The organism is Streptomyces sp. NPDC048172, assembly GCF_043202595.1.
Classification (GTDB): domain Bacteria; phylum Actinomycetota; class Actinomycetes; order Streptomycetales; family Streptomycetaceae; genus Streptomyces.
The window spans coordinates 1,273,603-1,291,566 of record NZ_JBIDAT010000001.1; the positions used below are offsets into that span (position 1 = coordinate 1,273,603).

Genomic DNA, 17,964 nt, shown 5'->3' on the forward strand with positions numbered 1-17,964 from the left:
GGAGCCTAGCGAGCCACGGTCGCCCTCTCGTCCTCGCCCGCGATCTTGGCGGTGCTCAGGGCGATGCGGTTCCAGGTGTTGATGGTGAAGATCAGGGCCAGCAGGCGGGCCAGCTCCTCCTCGTCGAAGTACTGGGCGGCGCGGGCGTAGACGCCGTCGGGGACGCCGCCCTCGCCGAGGCGGGTCACGGACTCGGTGAGGGCGAGTGCCGCCTGCTCCTTCTGCGAGAAGAAGTGCGGGGCCTCGCGCCAGACGCCGACCATGTGCAGCCGCTCCTCGCTCTCGCCCGCCTTACGGGCGTCGCCGGTGTGCATGTGGAGGCAGTACGCGCAGCCGTTGAGGAGGGAGGCGCGGATCTGCACCAGTTCGACCAGTGCCGGGTCGAGGCCCTCGCGGGCGGCGGCGTCGAAGCCGATGAGGGCCTTGAACGCCTTCGGGGCGGCCTTGGCGAAGTTGATCCTTGAGCGTGTGTCGCTGTTCGTCATGGCCATGAATCTACGGAGTGAAAGACCCTCGGTAGAGTTCACTTTCATGTCGGAATCCTGGGTCAATTCCGCCGAGCTCGGCGGGGCCGATCTCCCGTTGCGGCTGCCGGAGAGCGGCAGTCGCCAGGCCGCGCTGACCGGCGCGCTGCGGGACGCCGTCCGCGAGGGGCGGCTCGCGCCCGGCACCCGGCTGCCCCCGTACCGTTCGCTCGCCGCCGACCTCGGTCTCGCCCGTAACACCGTGGCCTCCGCCTACGCCGAACTCGTCGCCGAGGGATGGCTCGTGGCCCGTCAGGGCTCGGGGACGCGGGTCGCGGAGCGCGCCGCGCCGCCCCGGCCGGTACGGGTGCCGAAGCGGGCGCCCGTACGGGAGGGGGCGGAAGGGGCGCCGCGCGGGCCCGTGCACAACCTGCGGCAGGGGCAGCCCGAAGCCGCCTCGTTCCCCCGCGCCCCCTGGCTCGCCGCCGCGCGCCGGGCGCTGAACGCCGCGCCCCACGAGGCGTTCGGCCCCGGTGACCCGCAGGGGCGGCATGAGCTGCGCGAGGCGCTCGCGGAGTATCTGGCGCGGGCGCGCGGCGTACGCACCACGCCGGAGCGGATCGTCATCTGCTCCGGCGTGGTGCACGCGCTGCGGCTCCTCTTCGGCGGCGGCGTGCTGCGCGGTCCGCTCGCCGTCGAGTCGTACGGGCTGACGTTCCACCACGGCGTCCTGGAGGAGTCGGGCGTCCGTACGGTGCCGCTGGCGCTCGACGAGTACGGGGCGCGTACCGGCGAACTCGCCTCCCTGGGGCGGGTGCGCGCCGCGCTCCTCACACCCGCGCACCAGTTCCCGACCGGCGGCCCCCTCCACCCCGAGCGGCGCAACGCCGCCGTGGACTGGGCCCGTACGCACGAGGGGCTGCTCCTGGAGGACGACTACGACGGCGAGTTCCGCTACGACCGCGAGCCGGTGGACCCTACACCCAGGCAACTCACGCGTCAGCAGGTCAGGGCGCATGCGGAAGCCCCGCCCATGCGCCACGAGGGCAGCGCACGGACGGGGCTCCGTCTGTCAGCGGCACATCACACGGCCCAGGACTCCGCTGGATCGTCCAGCCATGCGGTTTGCCCTTCCGCCGTGACGGTGAGCCCGAACCGCTCGAACCCTGGTCTTCCCTTGCCGTTCCACCAGCGGTATGCCGCTTCGGCTTCGTCCCACAGTCGTCGCGGTCCCGACTGCCATACGGCTGCCTTGTCCTGCCCGTCCTGGAACATGACGCACGCCCAGGACCGGTCCGTGCGCCCGTACAGCCACACCGGACGCGCCCCGTTGACCTTCACGGCGTCTACCTGGACGCACGCAGGCACGCGCAGCCCGAGCGCGAAGCGGGAGGGAGCGAACCGATCGGTGACAATGTGGCTCTCACCAAGGGAAGTTGACGACAGGTCAGCTCCGCCGACGCCGTCGGGGACGTAGTCCTCATGGATCACCGGGGCCGCTCGCTGTGCCCGGAGCTTCATGAACTGGACCGGGCCCGTGAACGCCCCTGACGCGCTCTCGCCGTCATCTGCGACGACCAGCCGGGCCACGGCGTCACCGTTGCTGTAGTGGGTCCCCCAGGGTGTCACGATGACCGCTCCAGGTCGGCTCTGTTGCACCCACGCGAACGGGATGTGCCGCAGGCCGCACGTGGCCATGATCCGGTCGTATGGCGCTCCTTCCTTGCATCCCTCGAACCCGTCGCCGGTGATCACGTGCACCAGGGACCCCACACGGTCCAGCGCCGCCCGCGCTTGAGCTGCCACCACCGGGTCAACCTCGACCGTGACGACGTTGTGTGCCCCGACTCTGTGCGCCAGAAGCGCCGCATCCCAGCCGGGACCCGTGCCGACTTCGAGCACCTTGTCCCCGGGCTCCGGGGCAAGGTCGGACAGCATCCGGAACACGACAGACGGCATGCTCGCGGAGCTAGTGGACGACCTTCCGGGCGCGGTGCCCGTGTGCTGGCCGTCGTCCCACTGAGTGACGATCGGCATGTCAGCGTCGGCGTACCGGACCCACGTGTCCGGGTCCTCTGCCATGGAGACCGGGAAGCACTCTCCCGTGTCCATGTCGAAGGGCCACATCAGGTCAGGCAGGAAGGCGGAGCGAGGCACCGCCACGAACGCGTTCATCCAGTCGGAAGACAGGGCGCCGCCCGTCACCAAGGCTTGCCCCAGCTCATCCAGCGTGGGACGAGTCTCGGCAGTCACCGGATGCTCTTTGGCGGGTTCGGCACGCCGGGCCCGCCATCGGGGGTCGGCTCCTGCGGGGGACCGGGCCACGGTTCGCCGGGTACCGAACCGCAAGGCTGTGTGTTGAGTCGCATTGCTTCCTCCTACAGATCGAGACTGGCACTTGCGCCGCTCCTTGTCCCCGTGGAGGGACCAGAACGGAAGATCAGTACGGCGCTGTACTCACTAGCGCCCAAACGAGCGCACCACCGACAACAAAGACGGCAACGATCACCGCGCATATCTGCCGCATTGGCGTGCCCCCGGATTCTTGAGTCGGATGGACGCCCCAACCCCGGAACGCCCCAGCACCGGAGTTGGGGCTCTCCGCTCTAGCCGTCACCGTCGCAACGGCGAGAGCGGGAACCCTGCCCGGGGAATGGAACGGGCAGGGAGATCATTGGATTCATCGCCGGTCTTGCTTCTGCGGTGCCGCTCGCACTGACATGCCGGGTAGTTGCATGGATTCGTCGGCACTGCGGCAGCATCAGCCTTGTCCCGATCAACGACGACCCGCTTCGTCCGCCCCTGCTGCCGAGTGCCGTCCGGGCCGACCGTCATCACTCGCAGAGTCATGCGGCTCGTCTCAGTCATGCGACGGGCTCCGGAGGCTGATCATGCTCCTGTGCTCGTTCCGTCGTGGACGACAGGTGACCATCCGTCACTAGAGGTAGACGCAGGACGTCGGTGCTGGACTCTTCGTGCTGTGCTTCCAGGCCAGATGTGGTCTTCGGATCGTTGTGGACGTCAGGGGTCGCAGCCATCGGGGTACCTCTACTAGGGGGTTACTGGTTCCATACGCATCGTGTTCACTGTCAGTCGCGCTGAGAAGAGGAATTCGGTTTCCAACGACTTTGGAAACAAGGGGAGTTGAACGCATGAGCGAGCCAGCGAACGGACTGGAATGGTTCGGGCGTGAGGTAGACGCCGCCCTAGAGCACGTCGGAGCGACGGGCCAGCAACTAGCGGCAGCCACGGGCTACAAGCCGCCCTACGTGTCCAAGGTGAAGCACGGGAAGGCACTGGCGAGCCCGCACTTCGCGCGAGGCTGTGACGACTTCTTCAAGACCTCTGGATACTTCGAGCGGATGCTGACGCGAATCTCTGAGTACGGGCATCCCGAGTGGTTCGTCCCGTACCTGAGACTTGAAGAGCGAGCCAGTCAGATCCTCGACTTCTCACCGTTCCTGGCGATGGGCATACTCCAGACCCCTGAGTACGCAGCAGCGCTGTTCAAGGCAGCGAATCCGCGCTTCAACGCGGAGCAGATCAAGGAGAAGGTTGCTCTTCGTCTCCAGCGCCGGGGCGTGATGGAGAGGGAAGTGCCGCCGCTGCTGTGGGTCGTGCTCGACGAGGCCGTCATACATCGGCAGGTCGGCGGCCGAGCAGCCATGGCCAGGCAGATGGAGCATCTCGCGCAGTTGGCCGAGAGCCCGAACATCGTCCTCCAGGTGCTCCCGTACGACTCGGGTGCACCGAGCGCGGCCGAGCCGTTTACGCTGCTCACGTTCGATGACGACGACGATGCCGCCCCTGTGCTGTACTCCGAGGCGCAAGGTATCGGGCGCGTGATCGATTCAGCGTCCATGGTGCGCACCGGACACGAGCGGTACGAGCGGCTGCGAGCTGACGCCCTGTCACCTGAGAAGACCCTCTGCGCACTGCGCGAAGCGAGCAAGGAGTACACGGAATGAGCAACACGCCCCGTACGTGGGTCAAGTCCAGCTACAGCAGCGGGGATGGGGGGCAGTGCCTTGAGTGGGCACCCGCCGACGCCATAACCGGATCCGTCCCTGTGCGCGACTCCAAGATGCCCGATGGGCCGGAACTGACGCCGTGCACCGAGGCGTTCGCGGTCTTCGTCTCTGCCGTGCAGCGCGGGGAGCTGTAGGTCACGCCAGCGGCCCCCGCTCCGTGATCGACCCCACGGGAGGAGCGCTGAGCCGACGAAGCCCACGCCCCGACGAGGAAGGGGCGAAGCCCCGTTCCGGCCGAACGCCCCGACGACCACGGACACGACGAACCGGCGCCGAGACCGGATCGGTGTAACTCTTCTTCACTTACTCAAGGGCGCGCCTGCGGCGCGCCGTCCGGGCGGCTCCTGCCGCTCCGGACCGGCGTGCGGCCTGACGGCCGGTCCGGTCCGGGCGGCACGCCGCCCGGACGCGTTGCAGGAGCCCTTGAGCCGCCAGAAGCTACGCCCCCAGCTCGTGCCGTCGCCAATCCGAGCCCGGCGCGGTCGGCCGTTGGCGTTTCGCCCACCTCTTCGGGCTCAGCCTCGTGTCGGGCACTCTCCGAGGCGATCAGCCCCGGGGCGCGGGGGGCAGCAGCTCGCGTGCTTCACGGCGCGAGACCGCGTGATCGCGGTGCGACGACCGGCACCGCGCCTCATGAAGAGCAAATGGCGTGGTTGGCGCGGCGGGGTGGTGCGGCGAGCCACACGCGCGCCAGCCCGCATGACTTGCCCTCTCGCTGTGGCGTGCGGTCTGTGGTGACTGTCCAATACGGGCAGGGGCCAAGTTCCATGCCACCGGACGCCGAGCCCGCTAAGCAGCTGAGGGACGCCATTCCCACAAGTCCTTAAGGACACCCTCCCGGAACGCCGGGTAAGCGTAGTCAGCCGCCCCGTCGGCCCAGGTTATTTCCACACGGTCCCAGCCGTTGAATCGCACACCCCGTTTCGGTGCACGGGTAACCGTGATCCGGTCGATAGCCAGCCCGATGAGATCACGCTTCAATTCCGGGCCCGCATCCTGCCACTTGCGTTGAGTCCACAGAGGATTGAGCAACCAGGCGATATCGACAGAACCGTGATCTGAGAGTTTTTCAGCGCGTTCCTGAGCCACAGTCAATTTCGCTTCAGCATCCTGGACCAGGCGCGGGAAGTGCTTCCCCATGGCCCCCGCGTAGAGCCCAGCGGCGCGATCATCTGCGAGCTGCTCGATCGCCGCCTCAGCCGCTTTCACGGCCGCTATGGCGTCCTGGTGCTCCTTCGTCTCTTGAGGGCGCGTGAGGGAATCCCAGCGTTCTGCGACGATACGCAGCAGCGGGTCTGTAGGGCTCGTGTTCGTGAACCGGGCCAGCCACCGCATCATCACGTAGTTCTCGATCGCAGTGCACCATGCCGAAGCGGGGGACGGACAGTCACCGCACACCGCACGCATTTGGCAGTTGTATGACTTGCCCTCGGTGCGCATGGCGTGATCGCAATGCGCACAGACGAGACGGCCGACGAGCAGCCTCGAAGGCCTGCCGGGGCGCGACTTCCGGGGCAGGATCTGATGACCGCTCAGCACCCTACGCGCCCGCTCCGCGAGATCAGCGGGAATCATCTCCTGCATATCGGCCGCTACCTGAACGCGTTCCCCGGCGGGGTTGTAATACAACTGAGGGGCCTTGTGCGACTTCCCACCCGGACTGACAGTGAGCCAACCCTCATACGCCGGGTGAATAACAATCGCCCGAATCACGTCAGCCCGCCACCCCTTCCCAGTGGCCGACTTTATCCCCTCGGAATTGAACTGGCGGGCAAGTCCGCGTGCAGAGACGCCCTCAGCTATGGAAGTGAAGATGCGCACGATGAGATCCCACGGGCAATACGTCTTACCCGCGACCTTTTCCCGGTTGGGCGACAGCTTGCGCGTTACCTTGTCGGCAATCAATCCGAACGGGGCACGAGAAAGCCACCGGCCCTCATTCCTCTGACGATTCTTCGTCTGCCGAACGTTGTAGGAGAGCCGGACAGAGTACTCGCGGGCATTCTCGGCACGATCAATGATCCACCGCCGGTCACGCTCGTTCATGGAGTCGAGATCTTCATAGTCGAAGATCACGCGGGCCTTTCCGAGGATGGGGACTACTGCCTCAGCGCCCTTCCGGCTGAACCTGTCCAGCGCATAGCACCACAGCGCGGGAACCTCCCCGTTGAGGACAGCCGCCATTGCCGCGTCGTACTTCGGCCGCTCTACGTCGCTCCAGGCCGACAGGTTCTCTTTCCAGACCTTCCGCACCCGGTACCCGTTGGCGTCCGCCCAGCTCCGCCCCCGCTCCTCCTGAGCACGGAGCGACAGAGCACGTTCCCCCTCGCGGACGATCTTGGACTTCCGCAGCAGGAGATCAACCTCCGGCCTGTTGTCCTTCTCTTCCTCACGAACCCCCATGCCTACAACCTTCCGACCTGCGGGAACGGCCCGCAACCGAATAGATCCCCTGGTGTTGGACCCACTCCGGTCGGCGCCGTACAGGGACTGGACCCCGAACGGATCGTCTACCTCGGCTCGGTCAGCAAGAGCCTCAGCCCGGCGCTCCGGCTGGGCTGGATGGTGCTGCCCGAGCACCTCGTCGGGCCCGTGGTCGCCGTCAAGGGCGAGCGTGAGGCGTGGGCGAGCGTGCCGGATCAGCTCACGCTCGCCGAGTTCCTCGCCTCGGGGCAGTACGACCGGCACGTGCGGCGCATGCGGCAGCGCTACCGCCGCCGTCGCGACCAGCTCACCGCCGCGCTCGCCGCGCATGCCCCGCACGTCGAGGTGACGGGCATCGCGGCGGGGCTGCACGCGGTGCTGCGGCTGCCGCTGGGGACGGAGCCGACCGCGCTGAAGGCCGCCGCCTGGCAGGGGGTCGCCGTCGACGGCCTCGCGTCCTTCCGTCACGCGGGCGCGACGATGCCGCACGCCGACGGCCTGGTCGTCGGCTACGCGACCCCTCCGGACCACGCCTACGCCTCCGCCCTGGAAGCCCTGTGCCGGGCGCTCCCGGCGGCCACGTGACGAGAGACGTGCCCCCCCAGGGGCGCGGCCCTGTGCCGATGTGCGGCTCCGCCGCGCGGGTGCGCCCAGCCACGAGTGGCGATGCCGTGCGATGTCCCGGCCCAGGGGCCCTGGGCATGAGTCAGGGCGCACAACCAGGCGTACGCCCCCGGCGCGCGCACACGGCACATGAAACAGCGGAACGCTCTTGGTGAGTACCCGATTCTGGAGCGCCACCGGATGTAGGCGGTGACAGTGGACGGCGCGAGGCAATGGTGGTGATCGAGAGTGCTGGACCCGACATTCCCCGGCGAGGTCGTGGCAGCGATGGCATGGCTTTTGACGGGGGTCGCAGCGATCGCGGCGCGGGGCCGAGTGGCGCAGGTCAGAGAGAAGCGCAGGGCGACGGCTGACGTGGCCAGGGCGTTCGCGGCGAGTGGCCGCTGGCCGGCGGGGCTGCGGGTGCGGTACGAGATCAATGGCCACCAGTGGCTGCTCGATCTCGATGCCTCCCTGACAGCCGCCAGCGTCCAGAAGGCTTCGGCGCCCTGGCACGTGGAGAGTGGGAGCCGGTGAACCACGCCCCAGCAGAGGAGAGCGGACGCCGACGGGCTTCCTGTGACGAACGGCGGAACAAAGCCTGGTCCGACTTCTACGAGCAGCAGCAGCCGAAGTTGCGGAAATTCGTGGCCCGTCGTATCGGAGGTGACGAGGCACATGACGTCTGCCAGGAGACTTGGCGGACCTTCTTTCGCTGGTGTGACCTTCGCCAGCCGGAGTTGAACACGTCGCTGGGAGCTTTCCTGTTCCATATCGCGCGTCTACGCATCGCAGACTTCTGCCAACAGCGCAAAAGGCAACCGCCTCCCATGGCCGGGGAAGATCTCGGGGCGTTGGCCGACAGCATGAAGTCCCGGCGCGACGAGTTCCAGATGGTCGACTGTCGAGTAGACCTGAGGAGGGCTCTGTCATGTCTCACCTTCCGGCAACGTGAGGCACTGCACCTCCAGTACGTCGACGGACTGAGGCTCGGCGAAGCCGCAGTGCTCATGGGAATCAGCCTGGGGGGCGTGAAGAACCTCAGGAAGCGAGCGTTGATCAAGCTCCGCAGCGCACCCGCCCTGGCTTCGTACGGGCCGACGGCCCCCGTCAAGTTCCGGAAGGTGGCCAATTGACCCGCGCCAGTGCAGGAAACGACGACCGCCGCATGCCCGAGCAGGAGCTTGCCACGGGTTTCGCCGCGGTCATGGCCAGTCTTGAGCAGGCCACCCCCGACGAGCTGGAGACGTTGGACCGGGTCGCCGACCGCGCCGAGGTGGGTCTTGACGCCTATGCACTGGGTATGGAGCACCTGGCTCGCGGGGCGCAGGACCAGGCCAGGGAGCGGCTGGAGCAGGCAGCTCGATACGGCGTGACGAGCGCCGAACGAATCCTGGCAGGGATCCGCGAGGGCCGGCTGCCGGACGACCTGCCCGGCCGACCATGCGCTCTCGACCTGGTCCCCGCGCCCGACCGCACGGATGATGCCGGTGACGTCCACGCCTCTGCCGCGGAGATGATGGAGGCCGCTGTGGCACACGCCGCACAACTGCGTGAAGAAGCCGAGGCGGATGCCGAGCGGCTGGTGGCGGAGGCCAGGAACTGGGCAGACAGGATGCGCACCGCAGCCGTCAAGCACGCGGAGGCGCTCGCCAAGGAGGCGCACAGGAACGCGCAACAGCGGAAGGACACGCTCAGTTCCGAGGCCGCGCGCCTCATGGCCGTTGCCAAGAGCACCCTTGAGGCACTTGAGCACCACCGCGACGGCGTCGGCCAGGCGATCGCCGGTGCCAGAGAGCGAGTCGACACGCTCACGCAGCGCACCGAGCGGGTGAACGATCTGGGGAATACCGGCGCATCTCCGGCAGCGTGAGACCAGACTCGCGATCGGATGATCCGAAAGGAACGGCCTACCCCTTCACCGCCCCACCCAAGGCGAAACCCCCTCCCAGCTTTCGGGAGATCAGGACGTACAGCAGGATCACCGGCGTCGAGTACAGGATGGAGAAGGCGGCGAGCTGGCCGTAGACGACCGCTCCGTAGTTGCCGAAGAAGGTGAAGATGCTGACGGAGGCCGGGAGTTGGTCGGGGCTCAGGAGGAGCATGAAGGGGACGAAGAAGTTGCCCCACATCATCACGAAGCTGTAGATGCCGACGACCGCGATGCCGGGGCCCATGAGGGGGAGGATGACGCGGATCAGGGACTGGAACCAGGACGCGCCGTCGGTCCAGGCGGCCTCCTCCAGGACCTCCGGCACGCCGTCCATGAAGTTCTTCATCAGCCAGACGGCGAACGGGAGTTGCGAGGCCGCGAGGAAGAGCGCGGTGCCGTACATGGTGTCGATGAGGTTGATCTGCACGTAGAGCCCGTAGACGGGCACCATCACGGCCGTGACCGGCAGGCACGTCGTGAAGAGGATGCCGAGCAGGTACGGGCGGCTGAAGCGGGAGCGGAAGCGGGAGAGCGGATACGCCGCCAGTGCGGCGCACGCCACGGTGAGCGCCGTCGCGCCCCCGCACAGCACGAGGCTGTTCCGCATCGGCGTGAAGGTGATCTCGTCGGTGAGGACCGCCGAGAAGTTGTCGAGGGTCGCGGACTCCGGCGGCCGTACGCGCAGCGTCGCCTCGGCGTCCACGGAGGCGAGGAGAAGCCAGGCCAGGGGCACGATGAACGCCGCTGCGACGATCAGCAGTCCGGCGTCGGCGGCCAGCCTCTGCCGCGTCTTCCGCTTCATGCGGACCCCCGCTGCGACGTCGCACGACAAGTGATCGTTGGGAGGTAACAGCGGGATATTCCGGGGTCGTTGTGTTTCGCGTGGCTGAGGGGAGTACCGTGCTGTCGCCGCCGTGTGTGCTCTCCGCACGGCGTGGCCCTACTGGAAGGAAGAACATGACAGCACTGCGCCGAAGGTGGCAGCGGTCGACGGCGATCGTGGCGACGGGGGCGGCGGCTTTCCTCGGCACGGCGATAGCCGCGACTCCCGCCCAGGCCCACAGCAAGGACTGGTCGGTGGACTGCTACGCGGTCTCGGTCGATCTGACCAACTACAGCAAGGACGACGACAACAAGCTCACCATCACCGCCGGTGACAAGTCCCTGCTGCACACGTCCTTCAAGGGCGAGTTCCACAAGAAGATCGACCTGCCGAAGCACAGCAAGGAGCTTCCGGTCAGCGTCAAGGTGACGGCCGGGGACGACGACAAGTTCTCGTGGGAGGACTCGAAGAGCTCGCCGGTGTGCGAGACCGAGTCGCCCTCGCCGTCGCCGAGCGAGTCGGAGACCACCGCCCCCTCGCCGAGCGCGTCCACCAGCGCCTCGCCGAGCGAGAGCGAGGGTGGCGGGGAGAAGCCCGCGCCGAGCTCGCCGGAGACCTCCAGCAGCGCCCCGGCCGCCAAGCCGCAGACGGGTGGCGGTGAGGACCTGGCCGAGACCGGTTCCAGCAACACCCCGATGGTCGCCGGTATCGCGGCCGCCGTGGTCGTTCTCGGCGGTGCCCTCGTGGCCTTCGCCCGCAAGCGCCGCTCCTCGTAGGACCGACACCCCCGTCCGATCCTGCGGAATCATCTGCCCGGCGGCCCGCCCCACCCGGCCGCCGGGCGCGGCATGTTCTGAGTCCTCAGGCACTGCCCTCACTTCCCTCACCGCACCTCCTCGCGCATCAGTCGCAGATAGACCACCGAGAACAGCGCGCCCACCAGGAGCAGCAGCAGCGCAACGGCCGTGCCGTAGCCGATGAGCGACTTGGTGAACGCCTGGTCGTACATGAACACCGGCAGCGTCTCGCTGCGGTGGGCCGGGCCGCCCTTCGTCATGGCCCAGATGAGCCCGAAGACGGAGAGCGTCTGGAGGGTGTTGAGCATCAGATTGGTGCCGATGGAGCGCCGGATCATCGGCAGCGTGACGTGCCAGAGCCGCTGCCAGCCGTTCGCGCCGTCGACCTCGGCCGACTCGGTGACCTCCTTCGGGATCTCGGAGAGCGCGGCGGAGTAGACGAGCATCGAGAAGGCGGTACCACGCCAGACGTTCGCGAAGGACACCGCGAGGATCGGCAGGGCGAACAGCCAGTTCTGCTCCGGGAGATGGAGCCAGGCCAGGATCGCGTTGAGCTGGCCGTCCTTGCTGAAGAACGTGTAGAGCAGGAAGCCCGCCACGATCTCCGGCAGCACCCACGCGCTGATCACGATCGCCCCGGTGAGCGACCGTACGGGCCGCGAGGCGCGCTTCATCAGCGCGGCCAGCGCCAGCCCCAGCGTGTTCTGGCCGATGATCGACGAGAGCAGCGTGAAGACGAGCGTGAGGACGACCGCGTTGCGGAAGTGCTCGTCGCCGAAGGCGCGCGTGAAGTTGTCGAAGCCGACGAACGACGAGGACTCCTGCCCGGTGAGCTGGAGGTCGGTGAAGGCGATCCAGACGCAGTAGACGATCGGGCCGACGAGGAAGAGCAGCAGGAGGACGGTCGCGGGGGAGAGGGGCAGCCAGCGCCAGTGGCGCCGGGGTCCCCTGGCCGATGGAGTGGTGGCGCTCACTTCTCGGTGACCGCCCCGTCCGCGATGCCGTCGAGCTGCTCGTCGTACGCCTTCTGCGCCTCCTGCGGCGAGGAGTCACCGGTCGCCACGGCCTCCGTGGCCTCCGTGATGGCCGTCGAGACCTGCGGATAGACGGGCAGCGCGGGCCGGTAGTGGGTGTGCGCGACGCGGTCGGTGAAGAACTTGATGCCCGGCATCGACTTCAGATAGCGGGGGTCCTTCGCCACGTCGTTGCGGACGGCGACCTGGGAGCCGCGGATGCACCACTCGACCGCGTTCTCCTTGGTCTGCATGGTCTGGATCATCTTCCAGGCCAGGTCGGGGTTCTGGGACTTCTGCGGGATCGACCAGGTCCAGCCGCCGGACATGCTGACCTCGCCGGGAGCCTGCCCGTTCTGGGTGGGCATCGGCGTGAGCCCCATCGTCTCCTTCCACTCCGGCCAGGGCTTGCCGCCCGTCTTGATCCAGTTCTGGCTGAGCCAGGAGCCGTCCAGCGCGATGGCGAGCTTGCCCTCGGGGAGGAGCTGGGTGACCACGTCGGTGGTGACGTTGGCGTCGACGACCTGCTCGTCCTCGGGGCCGAGCTTGTCGCCGTAGAGGGTGTCGAGGAAGTCCAGGCTGTCGCGGAAGCCCTTGCCGCCCTTGACCCACTTCTTGGCCTTCGGCTCGTAGAGCGGGTCCTTGCCCGTGCCGTACAGCAGCATCTCGAAGCCCTGCATGGCGGTCGCCTCGCCCGCGCCCTTGCCCGCGAAGACGTTGAGCGGGATGACGCCGGGGACCTTCTTCTTGAGCGTACGGGCCGCGTCCAGGACCTCGTCCCAGGTCTTCGGCTTCCAGTCGGCGGGCAGCCCGGCCTTCTTGAAGAGCTTCTTGTTGAACCACAGGCCCCGGGTGTCCGTGCCGTCCGGGACGCCGTACGTCTTGCCGTCCGCGGCGCTCGCTGCCTGCTTGGCGGCGGGCTCGAACGTGTCCCAGTCCTTCCACTTGGCCAGGTAGTCGTCCAGGGGGCGCAGATAGCCGCTCTTGATGTCGGAGTTGATGAGGAAGGTGTCCTCGTAGACCAGGTCGGGAGCGGTCTTCGGGGAGCGCATCATCTGCTGGATCTTGGAGTAGTAGTCCTGCTGCGGGGCCTGGATGGGGACGAGCTCGACCTTCTTGCCCTTGTTCTGCTTCTCGAACTTCTTCGCCACGAACTTGATGTAGTCGTCGCGGAAGGTGACCTTGTTGTCGGTCTCCTTGTGGAACGCGATCTTGATGGTGTTCTTGTCGCCGCTGCCGGAGCCGCCGCCGCAGGCGGTCAGCGTTCCGGCAGCGAGGATGCCGGTGAGGGTGAGGATCAGTGGAGCGGTGGGGCGCACGGCACGACCTCCTCGGGCCAGGCTGGTGACCGTACGGTCGCGCCTGGCGGGCGGCCGGGTCAATACGCCCGTGACATCGGGTCGGTGCGCGGGGGGCAGCGGGCTCGTGACAGAACCCAGACCTCACGGGCAACCAGCCGTAACTCGCTGCGCGATACAAATATCCCCGAACACAGAAACGAGAGCGTGCTGACCACACGCCCCGCTCCAGCTCTGGGGGAACACCATGAAGAAGTACACCCGCACCTCTGTCTTCGCCGCCCTCGGCGTGGCCGCCGCCCTCTCGCTCACCGCCTGCGGCGGCGACGACTCGGGGAGCGACGCCTCGGGCAAGAGCAAGGGCGGCTCTTTCTCGTCCTCGTCCTCGGGCGGCGGCGACTCCTCGGACTCCTCGAACGGCGGTTCGTCCGACGGGGGTACGGGCGGCGGCGACGCGGAGAACGGCGGCTCCGGCTCGGGCGGCTCGGAGGCCGGGAACGGGAACGGGAACGGGAACGCGAAGCAGGGCTCCGGTGAGGGCACCGAGGCCCGCGCCGGGAAGAACGGCGCGGGCCAGGACGGTCAGGGCGTCAAGTACTGCAAGACGGCCGGTCTGTCGATGACCGCGACGGACGAGGGCGGCGACTCCCTGGAGAACGGCAACGTCGTCGTCACCATGACGAACACGACCGGCGCCACCTGCTCCGTGTCCGGCTTCCCGACCGTCAGGCTGACGGACGCCGACAACACCACGAGCGCGCCGCTCAAGCGCGACAACAACCAGCCCCGGATAGCCGTCCTGAAGACCAACGAGAAGGCCGTCTTCAACATCTCGTTCGACAAGTCCAAGGGCGGCGAGCCCGGCGACTCCGACCCGGTCGAGCTCCAGGTGACGCCGCCGCACGGCAAGGGCTTCGAGAAGCTGCACTGGCCCGCGGGCGCGATCAAGGGCATGTCGAACGCGACCGCCCTGGTCCACCCGATGCACGCCAACCCGTAAGGACGGCGTGCCCAGGGCGGAACCCGCCCGGCCCCGGTGACTAGCCGCCGTATCCGGCCAGGATCTTGGAGAACTCCCACTCCTTCTGGTCGATGCCGCTGCACGAGTCGCCGGGGCTTCCGCCGCCCTCGCAGGAGCGGTCCCGGTTGACGGCCCAGAAGCTCACGCGGGAGAGCTTCTTCGACTTGGCCCAGTCGACGATCTCCTGGAAGTTCGCGGCGGAGACGGACTCGCCCTCGACGTCCGTCTTCCCGTTCATCGAGGAGAGCCCGGACTTGGTGTACGCCTCCTCGTCCGAGAGCCCGTACGCCGCCTTGACCTGGTCCTTGAGACCGTCCACCGCGGACTTGGTCGCGCCGGTCATGTCCGTGGTGCCGTCGCCGAAGTCGAACGGCATGACCGTCCAGGCCGTGACGTCCAGCTTGGCGGCGGCGCCCTTCTTGATGAGGTCCTGGCCGTTCTCGTTGGGGCCCTTGGTGGTCGTGCCGAAGGTGACGTAGATCTTGATGCCGTCGTTCTTGTCCTGCACGATCTTCAGCGCGTCGATCACCCGCTGCCGGACCTCGGCGTTCTCGACCTCGCTGGCCTCGATGTCGATGTCTATCGACTTGAGCCCGTAGGCGTCGATCACCTTCTGGTACGCCCCGGCCAGCTCCTCGGGGCTCTTGCACGCCTCGCCGAGCTTGTTGCCGCTCCAGCCGCCGACCGACGGCGTGATGTCGCCGCCCGCCTGCTGGATCGCCTTGATCGTCTGCTCGTCCTGCCCGCCGGTGAGCGGGCGCTGCCCGTCCCAGGCGGGGGAACAGCCGCCGTCGGACAGGATGAACGCCATGGTGAGCTGCTTGGTGCCGGTGTCCTGCATGAACTTGGTGGCCTCGGGCGGGTTGCCCCAACCGAGGTAGAGGTAGGGGCCGTTGAGCCCGCTGGCCGCTGCCGCCTTCGTCGGCGCCTCGTCCTCGGGCGCGGCCTGCGCGGTCATGGCGAGGGCGCCGCCCGTGGTGAGCAGCGCCGCGGCGCCCGCGGCGAGCCCGATCCTGCGACGGGCGCGGTTCCTGCGGCGGTGGGGGGAGTGGGGGGACACGTCGATTCTCCGTTCCGGATGGACGGTTGGGGTGCGAGTGGTGCCGCCGCCGCACGCTAGCGAGGGGTATTGGTATAGACAATAGGCCGGAGCAGATGTGCAGGAACCTTTACTGTCCTGCCGTCCGGTGGGCCTCTCAGTGCCGGAGCCGCCACACGTAGCAGAACTCCGGCCGCCCCACGTGCCCGTACCGGGGCCGCCGGTCCGCGCCGCCCGTCGTGACCAGGTGCTCCAGGTAGCGGCGCGCGGTGATCCGGTTGACCCCGATCCGCTCGCCCGCGGCGCCCGCCGTCAGCCCCTCCTCGCCCGCGGCGCGCAGCGCCTCGGTGACCTTCCGCAGCGTGGGCGCGCTCAGCCCCTTCGGCAGCGCCGTCGGCGCGGACGGCGCCGCGCGCAGCGCGGCCAGCGCCCGGTCCACCTCGTCCTGGCTCCCCGCCTCGCCGCGCTCGGCGGCGGCCGTACGGAACTCCGCGTACTGGCGCAGCCGGTCGCTCAGCGTCCGGAACGTGAACGGCTTCAGCACGTGCTGCACGACGCCCAGCGAGATGCCCTCCCTGATCACCGTCAGGTCCCGCGCCGAGGTCACCGCGAACACGTCGGCCCCGTGCCCGGCCGCGCGCAGCGAGCGCAGCAGCGCCAGGCCGTGCCCGTCGGGGAGATAGAGGTCCAGCAGGATCAGATCGATGCCGGGATGCTCATCCAGCGCCCGTACGGCCTCCGCGCGGGACCGTGCGACGGCGACGGCCGTGAAGCCGGGGACCCGGTCCACGTACTGCGCGTGGGCGTCGGCCGCGACGGGGTCGTCCTCGACGACGAGCACCCGCAGCGCGCTCACCGGGCCGTCACCTTCTGCTCCTGCCGCGCCGTCGGTATCCGTACGGTGAACTCCGCGCCCCCGTCCGGGAGTTGCGCGGCATCCGCGGTGCCCCCGTGGCGGTGTGCCGTCTGGCGTACGAGTGCGAGGCCGAGCCCGCCGCCCCTGGTGGACCAGCCCCGTTCGAAGAGGGCCTCGGCGCCGCCGGGCGGCAGCCCGGGCCCGTTGTCCGCGACGCGGATCAGCAGCGTGCCGTCCTCCTCGCGGCGGACGGTGACATGGACGCGGGGCGTGCCGGGGCGGGGCGGGGCCACGGCCTCCACCGCGTTGTCGATCAGGTTGCCCAGCAGGGTGACCAGGTCGCGGGAGGGGAGCGGGGTGTCGTCCCAGTGGCTGTCCTCCGTCAGGCTCAGCTCGACGCCCCGCTCGTTGGCCTGCGCCGCCTTGCCGAGCAGCAGCGCCGCGAGGACCGGCTCGCCCACCGAGGCGACGACGTGGTCCGTCAGCGCCTGGGCGAGCTCCAGCTCCTCCGTGGCGAAGTCCACCGCCTCCTCCGTGCGCCCCAGCTCGATGAGGGAGACGACCGTGTGGAGCCGGTTCGCGGCCTCGTGGGCCTGCGAGCGCAGGGCCTCCGCGAAGCCGCGGACCGAGTCCAGCTCGCCCGCGAGCGCCTGCAGTTCGGTGTGGTCGCGCAGGGTGACGACCGTGCCGCGCTGCTCCCCGCCGTCCACCGGCGAGGTGTTGACGACCACCACGCGCTCGGCGGTCAGATGGACCTCGTCCACCCGCGGCTCCGCCGCGAGCAGCGCCTCGGTCAGGGCACGCGGCAGCCCCAGCTCGGCCACGCTCCGGCCCATGGCCTCCGCACCGGCCGTGCCGGTCAGCCCGAGCAGCTCGCGCGCCCCGTCGTTGACCAGCGCCACCCTGCCCTGCCCGTCGAGCATCACCAGGCCCTCGCGCACAGCGTGCAGCGTCGCCTGGTGGTAGTCGTGCATACGGCTCAGCTCGGCCGCGTTCATCCCGTGCGTGTGGCGGCGCAGCCGGGCGCTCGCGAGATACGTACCGGCGCCGCCCAGCGCCAGCGCCAGCAGCGCGACGCCCGCGATCGCGGCGACCTGCTCGCTCACCTTCTCGCTGATCTTCTCGACCGTGATCCCCGCGCCGACCAGACCCACGACGCGCCCGTCGCCGTCCCGGATCGGGGCCACCGCGCGCACCGAGGGCCCGAAGGAGCCGGTGTAGGTCTCGGTGAACGTCCGCCCCTTCAGCGCGGGGCCGATGTGCCCGGAGAAGCGCTTCCCGATCAGATGCGGCCTGGGGTGGGTCCAGCGGGTGCCCTCCGGATCCATGATCGTCACCCAGGTGACGCCCGCGCCGTGCCGGACCCGCTCGGCGTAGGGCTGGAGACCCGCCGACGGGTGGTTCGAGCCGATGGCCTCGTGGACGGAGGGGGAATCGGCCACCGTCCGTACCGTCGCGGTGGTCTGGTGCCGCGCCGAGCTCTCGGCCTGGCTCCGGGCGCTCAGATACGCGAAGACGGCGCACCCCGCGACGACGACCGCGACCAGCCCGACCTGCATCGCGAAGAGCTGCCCCGCCAGGCTGCGCGGCAGCAGGCGGCGGGCGGAACGGGACGGGGCGGGCATGGGAACAGTGTGCCGTGGCTGATTTCGTGCACGTAAT

15 protein-coding genes and 2 pseudogenes are annotated in these 17,964 nt (G+C 68.8%); 8 read left to right on the forward strand and 9 right to left on the reverse strand.

Annotation, left to right across the window (positions count from 1 at the left end; genetic code table 11):
- Window positions 1-5: 5 nt before the first annotated feature.
- On the reverse strand, window positions 6-485 hold the full coding sequence (locus ACGF3A_RS05855) for a carboxymuconolactone decarboxylase family protein (RefSeq protein ID WP_393726142.1): 480 nt from the start codon (window positions 483-485) through the stop codon (window positions 6-8).
- Between the two features lie 46 nt (window positions 486-531).
- On the opposite strand from ACGF3A_RS05855, the gene ACGF3A_RS05860 reads away from it, so the two are divergent.
- The gene (locus ACGF3A_RS05860) at window positions 532-1,941 is read left to right on the forward strand and encodes a PLP-dependent aminotransferase family protein (protein WP_393726144.1); all 1,410 of its coding nucleotides are present in this window, start codon (window positions 532-534) and stop codon (window positions 1,939-1,941) included.
- 134 nt (window positions 1,942-2,075) lie between these two features.
- Here ACGF3A_RS05860 and ACGF3A_RS05865 read toward each other — a convergent pair.
- Window positions 2,076-2,639, reverse strand: a pseudogene (locus ACGF3A_RS05865) (methyltransferase domain-containing protein); the annotation flags it as partial.
- 977 nt (window positions 2,640-3,616) lie between these two features.
- On the opposite strand from ACGF3A_RS05865, the gene ACGF3A_RS05870 reads away from it, so the two are divergent.
- Window positions 3,617-4,432, forward strand: a complete 816-nt coding sequence (locus ACGF3A_RS05870; RefSeq protein WP_393726146.1) for a DUF5753 domain-containing protein — start codon at window positions 3,617-3,619, stop codon at window positions 4,430-4,432.
- Window positions 4,429-4,629, forward strand: coding sequence for a DUF397 domain-containing protein (locus ACGF3A_RS05875; RefSeq protein WP_393726148.1), 201 nt, complete (start codon window positions 4,429-4,431; stop codon window positions 4,627-4,629). Before ACGF3A_RS05870 ends, ACGF3A_RS05875 begins: the two co-directional genes overlap by 4 nt.
- A gap of 655 nt (window positions 4,630-5,284) precedes the next feature.
- On the opposite strand, the gene ACGF3A_RS05880 is transcribed toward ACGF3A_RS05875, so the two are convergent.
- Window positions 5,285-6,898 carry a recombinase family protein gene (locus ACGF3A_RS05880; protein WP_393727170.1) on the reverse strand — a complete coding sequence of 538 codons (1,614 nt, stop codon included), beginning with the start codon at window positions 6,896-6,898 and terminating at the stop codon, window positions 5,285-5,287.
- A gap of 66 nt (window positions 6,899-6,964) precedes the next feature.
- Here ACGF3A_RS05880 and ACGF3A_RS05885 point away from each other — a divergent pair.
- The 3 genes and pseudogenes from ACGF3A_RS05885 to ACGF3A_RS05895 all read left to right on the forward strand — a co-directional run.
- Window positions 6,965-7,504: pseudogene (locus tag ACGF3A_RS05885) on the forward strand (aminotransferase class I/II-fold pyridoxal phosphate-dependent enzyme); the annotation flags it as partial.
- Between the two features lie 551 nt (window positions 7,505-8,055).
- Window positions 8,056-8,658, forward strand: coding sequence for an RNA polymerase sigma factor (locus tag ACGF3A_RS05890; protein ID WP_393726150.1), 603 nt, complete (start codon window positions 8,056-8,058; stop codon window positions 8,656-8,658).
- A 32-nt stretch (window positions 8,659-8,690) separates the two neighbouring features.
- On the forward strand, window positions 8,691-9,395 hold the full coding sequence (locus ACGF3A_RS05895; RefSeq protein WP_393726152.1) for a hypothetical protein: 705 nt from the start codon (window positions 8,691-8,693) through the stop codon (window positions 9,393-9,395).
- A 37-nt stretch (window positions 9,396-9,432) separates the two neighbouring features.
- Here the strand turns inward: ACGF3A_RS05895 and ACGF3A_RS05900 are convergent, their stop codons facing one another.
- Window positions 9,433-10,257, reverse strand: a complete 825-nt coding sequence (locus ACGF3A_RS05900; RefSeq protein ID WP_393726154.1) for a carbohydrate ABC transporter permease — start codon at window positions 10,255-10,257, stop codon at window positions 9,433-9,435.
- 155 nt (window positions 10,258-10,412) lie between these two features.
- Between ACGF3A_RS05900 and ACGF3A_RS05905 the strand changes: the two genes are divergently transcribed.
- A complete protein-coding gene (locus ACGF3A_RS05905) occupies window positions 10,413-11,054 on the forward strand; it encodes an LAETG motif-containing sortase-dependent surface protein (protein WP_393726156.1) in 642 nt (213 codons plus the stop codon).
- A gap of 107 nt (window positions 11,055-11,161) precedes the next feature.
- Here ACGF3A_RS05905 and ACGF3A_RS05910 read toward each other — a convergent pair whose 3' ends face one another.
- On the reverse strand, window positions 11,162-12,049 hold the full coding sequence (locus tag ACGF3A_RS05910) for a carbohydrate ABC transporter permease (protein ID WP_393726157.1): 888 nt from the start codon (window positions 12,047-12,049) through the stop codon (window positions 11,162-11,164).
- The gene (locus ACGF3A_RS05915; RefSeq protein ID WP_393726159.1) at window positions 12,046-13,407 is read right to left on the reverse strand and encodes an ABC transporter substrate-binding protein; all 1,362 of its coding nucleotides are present in this window, start codon (window positions 13,405-13,407) and stop codon (window positions 12,046-12,048) included. The genes ACGF3A_RS05910 and ACGF3A_RS05915 overlap by 4 nt, the downstream gene beginning before the upstream one ends.
- A 226-nt stretch (window positions 13,408-13,633) precedes the next feature.
- Here ACGF3A_RS05915 and ACGF3A_RS05920 point away from each other — a divergent pair, with 226 nt between their 5' ends.
- Entirely contained in the window at window positions 13,634-14,386 is a 753-nt protein-coding gene (locus ACGF3A_RS05920; protein ID WP_393726161.1) for a DUF4232 domain-containing protein, read from the forward strand.
- Between the two features lie 40 nt (window positions 14,387-14,426).
- Here ACGF3A_RS05920 and ACGF3A_RS05925 read toward each other — a convergent pair whose 3' ends face one another.
- The 3 genes from ACGF3A_RS05925 to ACGF3A_RS05935 all read right to left on the reverse strand — a co-directional run bounded on the left by ACGF3A_RS05925 (window position 14,427) and on the right by ACGF3A_RS05935 (window position 17,927).
- Window positions 14,427-15,467, reverse strand: coding sequence for a chitinase (locus ACGF3A_RS05925; protein WP_393726163.1), 1,041 nt, complete (start codon window positions 15,465-15,467; stop codon window positions 14,427-14,429).
- Window positions 15,468-15,603: 136 nt separating this feature from the next.
- A complete protein-coding gene (locus ACGF3A_RS05930; RefSeq protein WP_393726165.1) occupies window positions 15,604-16,302 on the reverse strand; it encodes a response regulator in 699 nt (232 codons plus the stop codon).
- Window positions 16,299-17,927, reverse strand: a complete 1,629-nt coding sequence (locus ACGF3A_RS05935; protein WP_393726167.1) for an ATP-binding protein — start codon at window positions 17,925-17,927, stop codon at window positions 16,299-16,301. The genes ACGF3A_RS05930 and ACGF3A_RS05935 overlap by 4 nt, the downstream gene beginning before the upstream one ends.
- Window positions 17,928-17,964 lie beyond the last annotated feature (37 nt).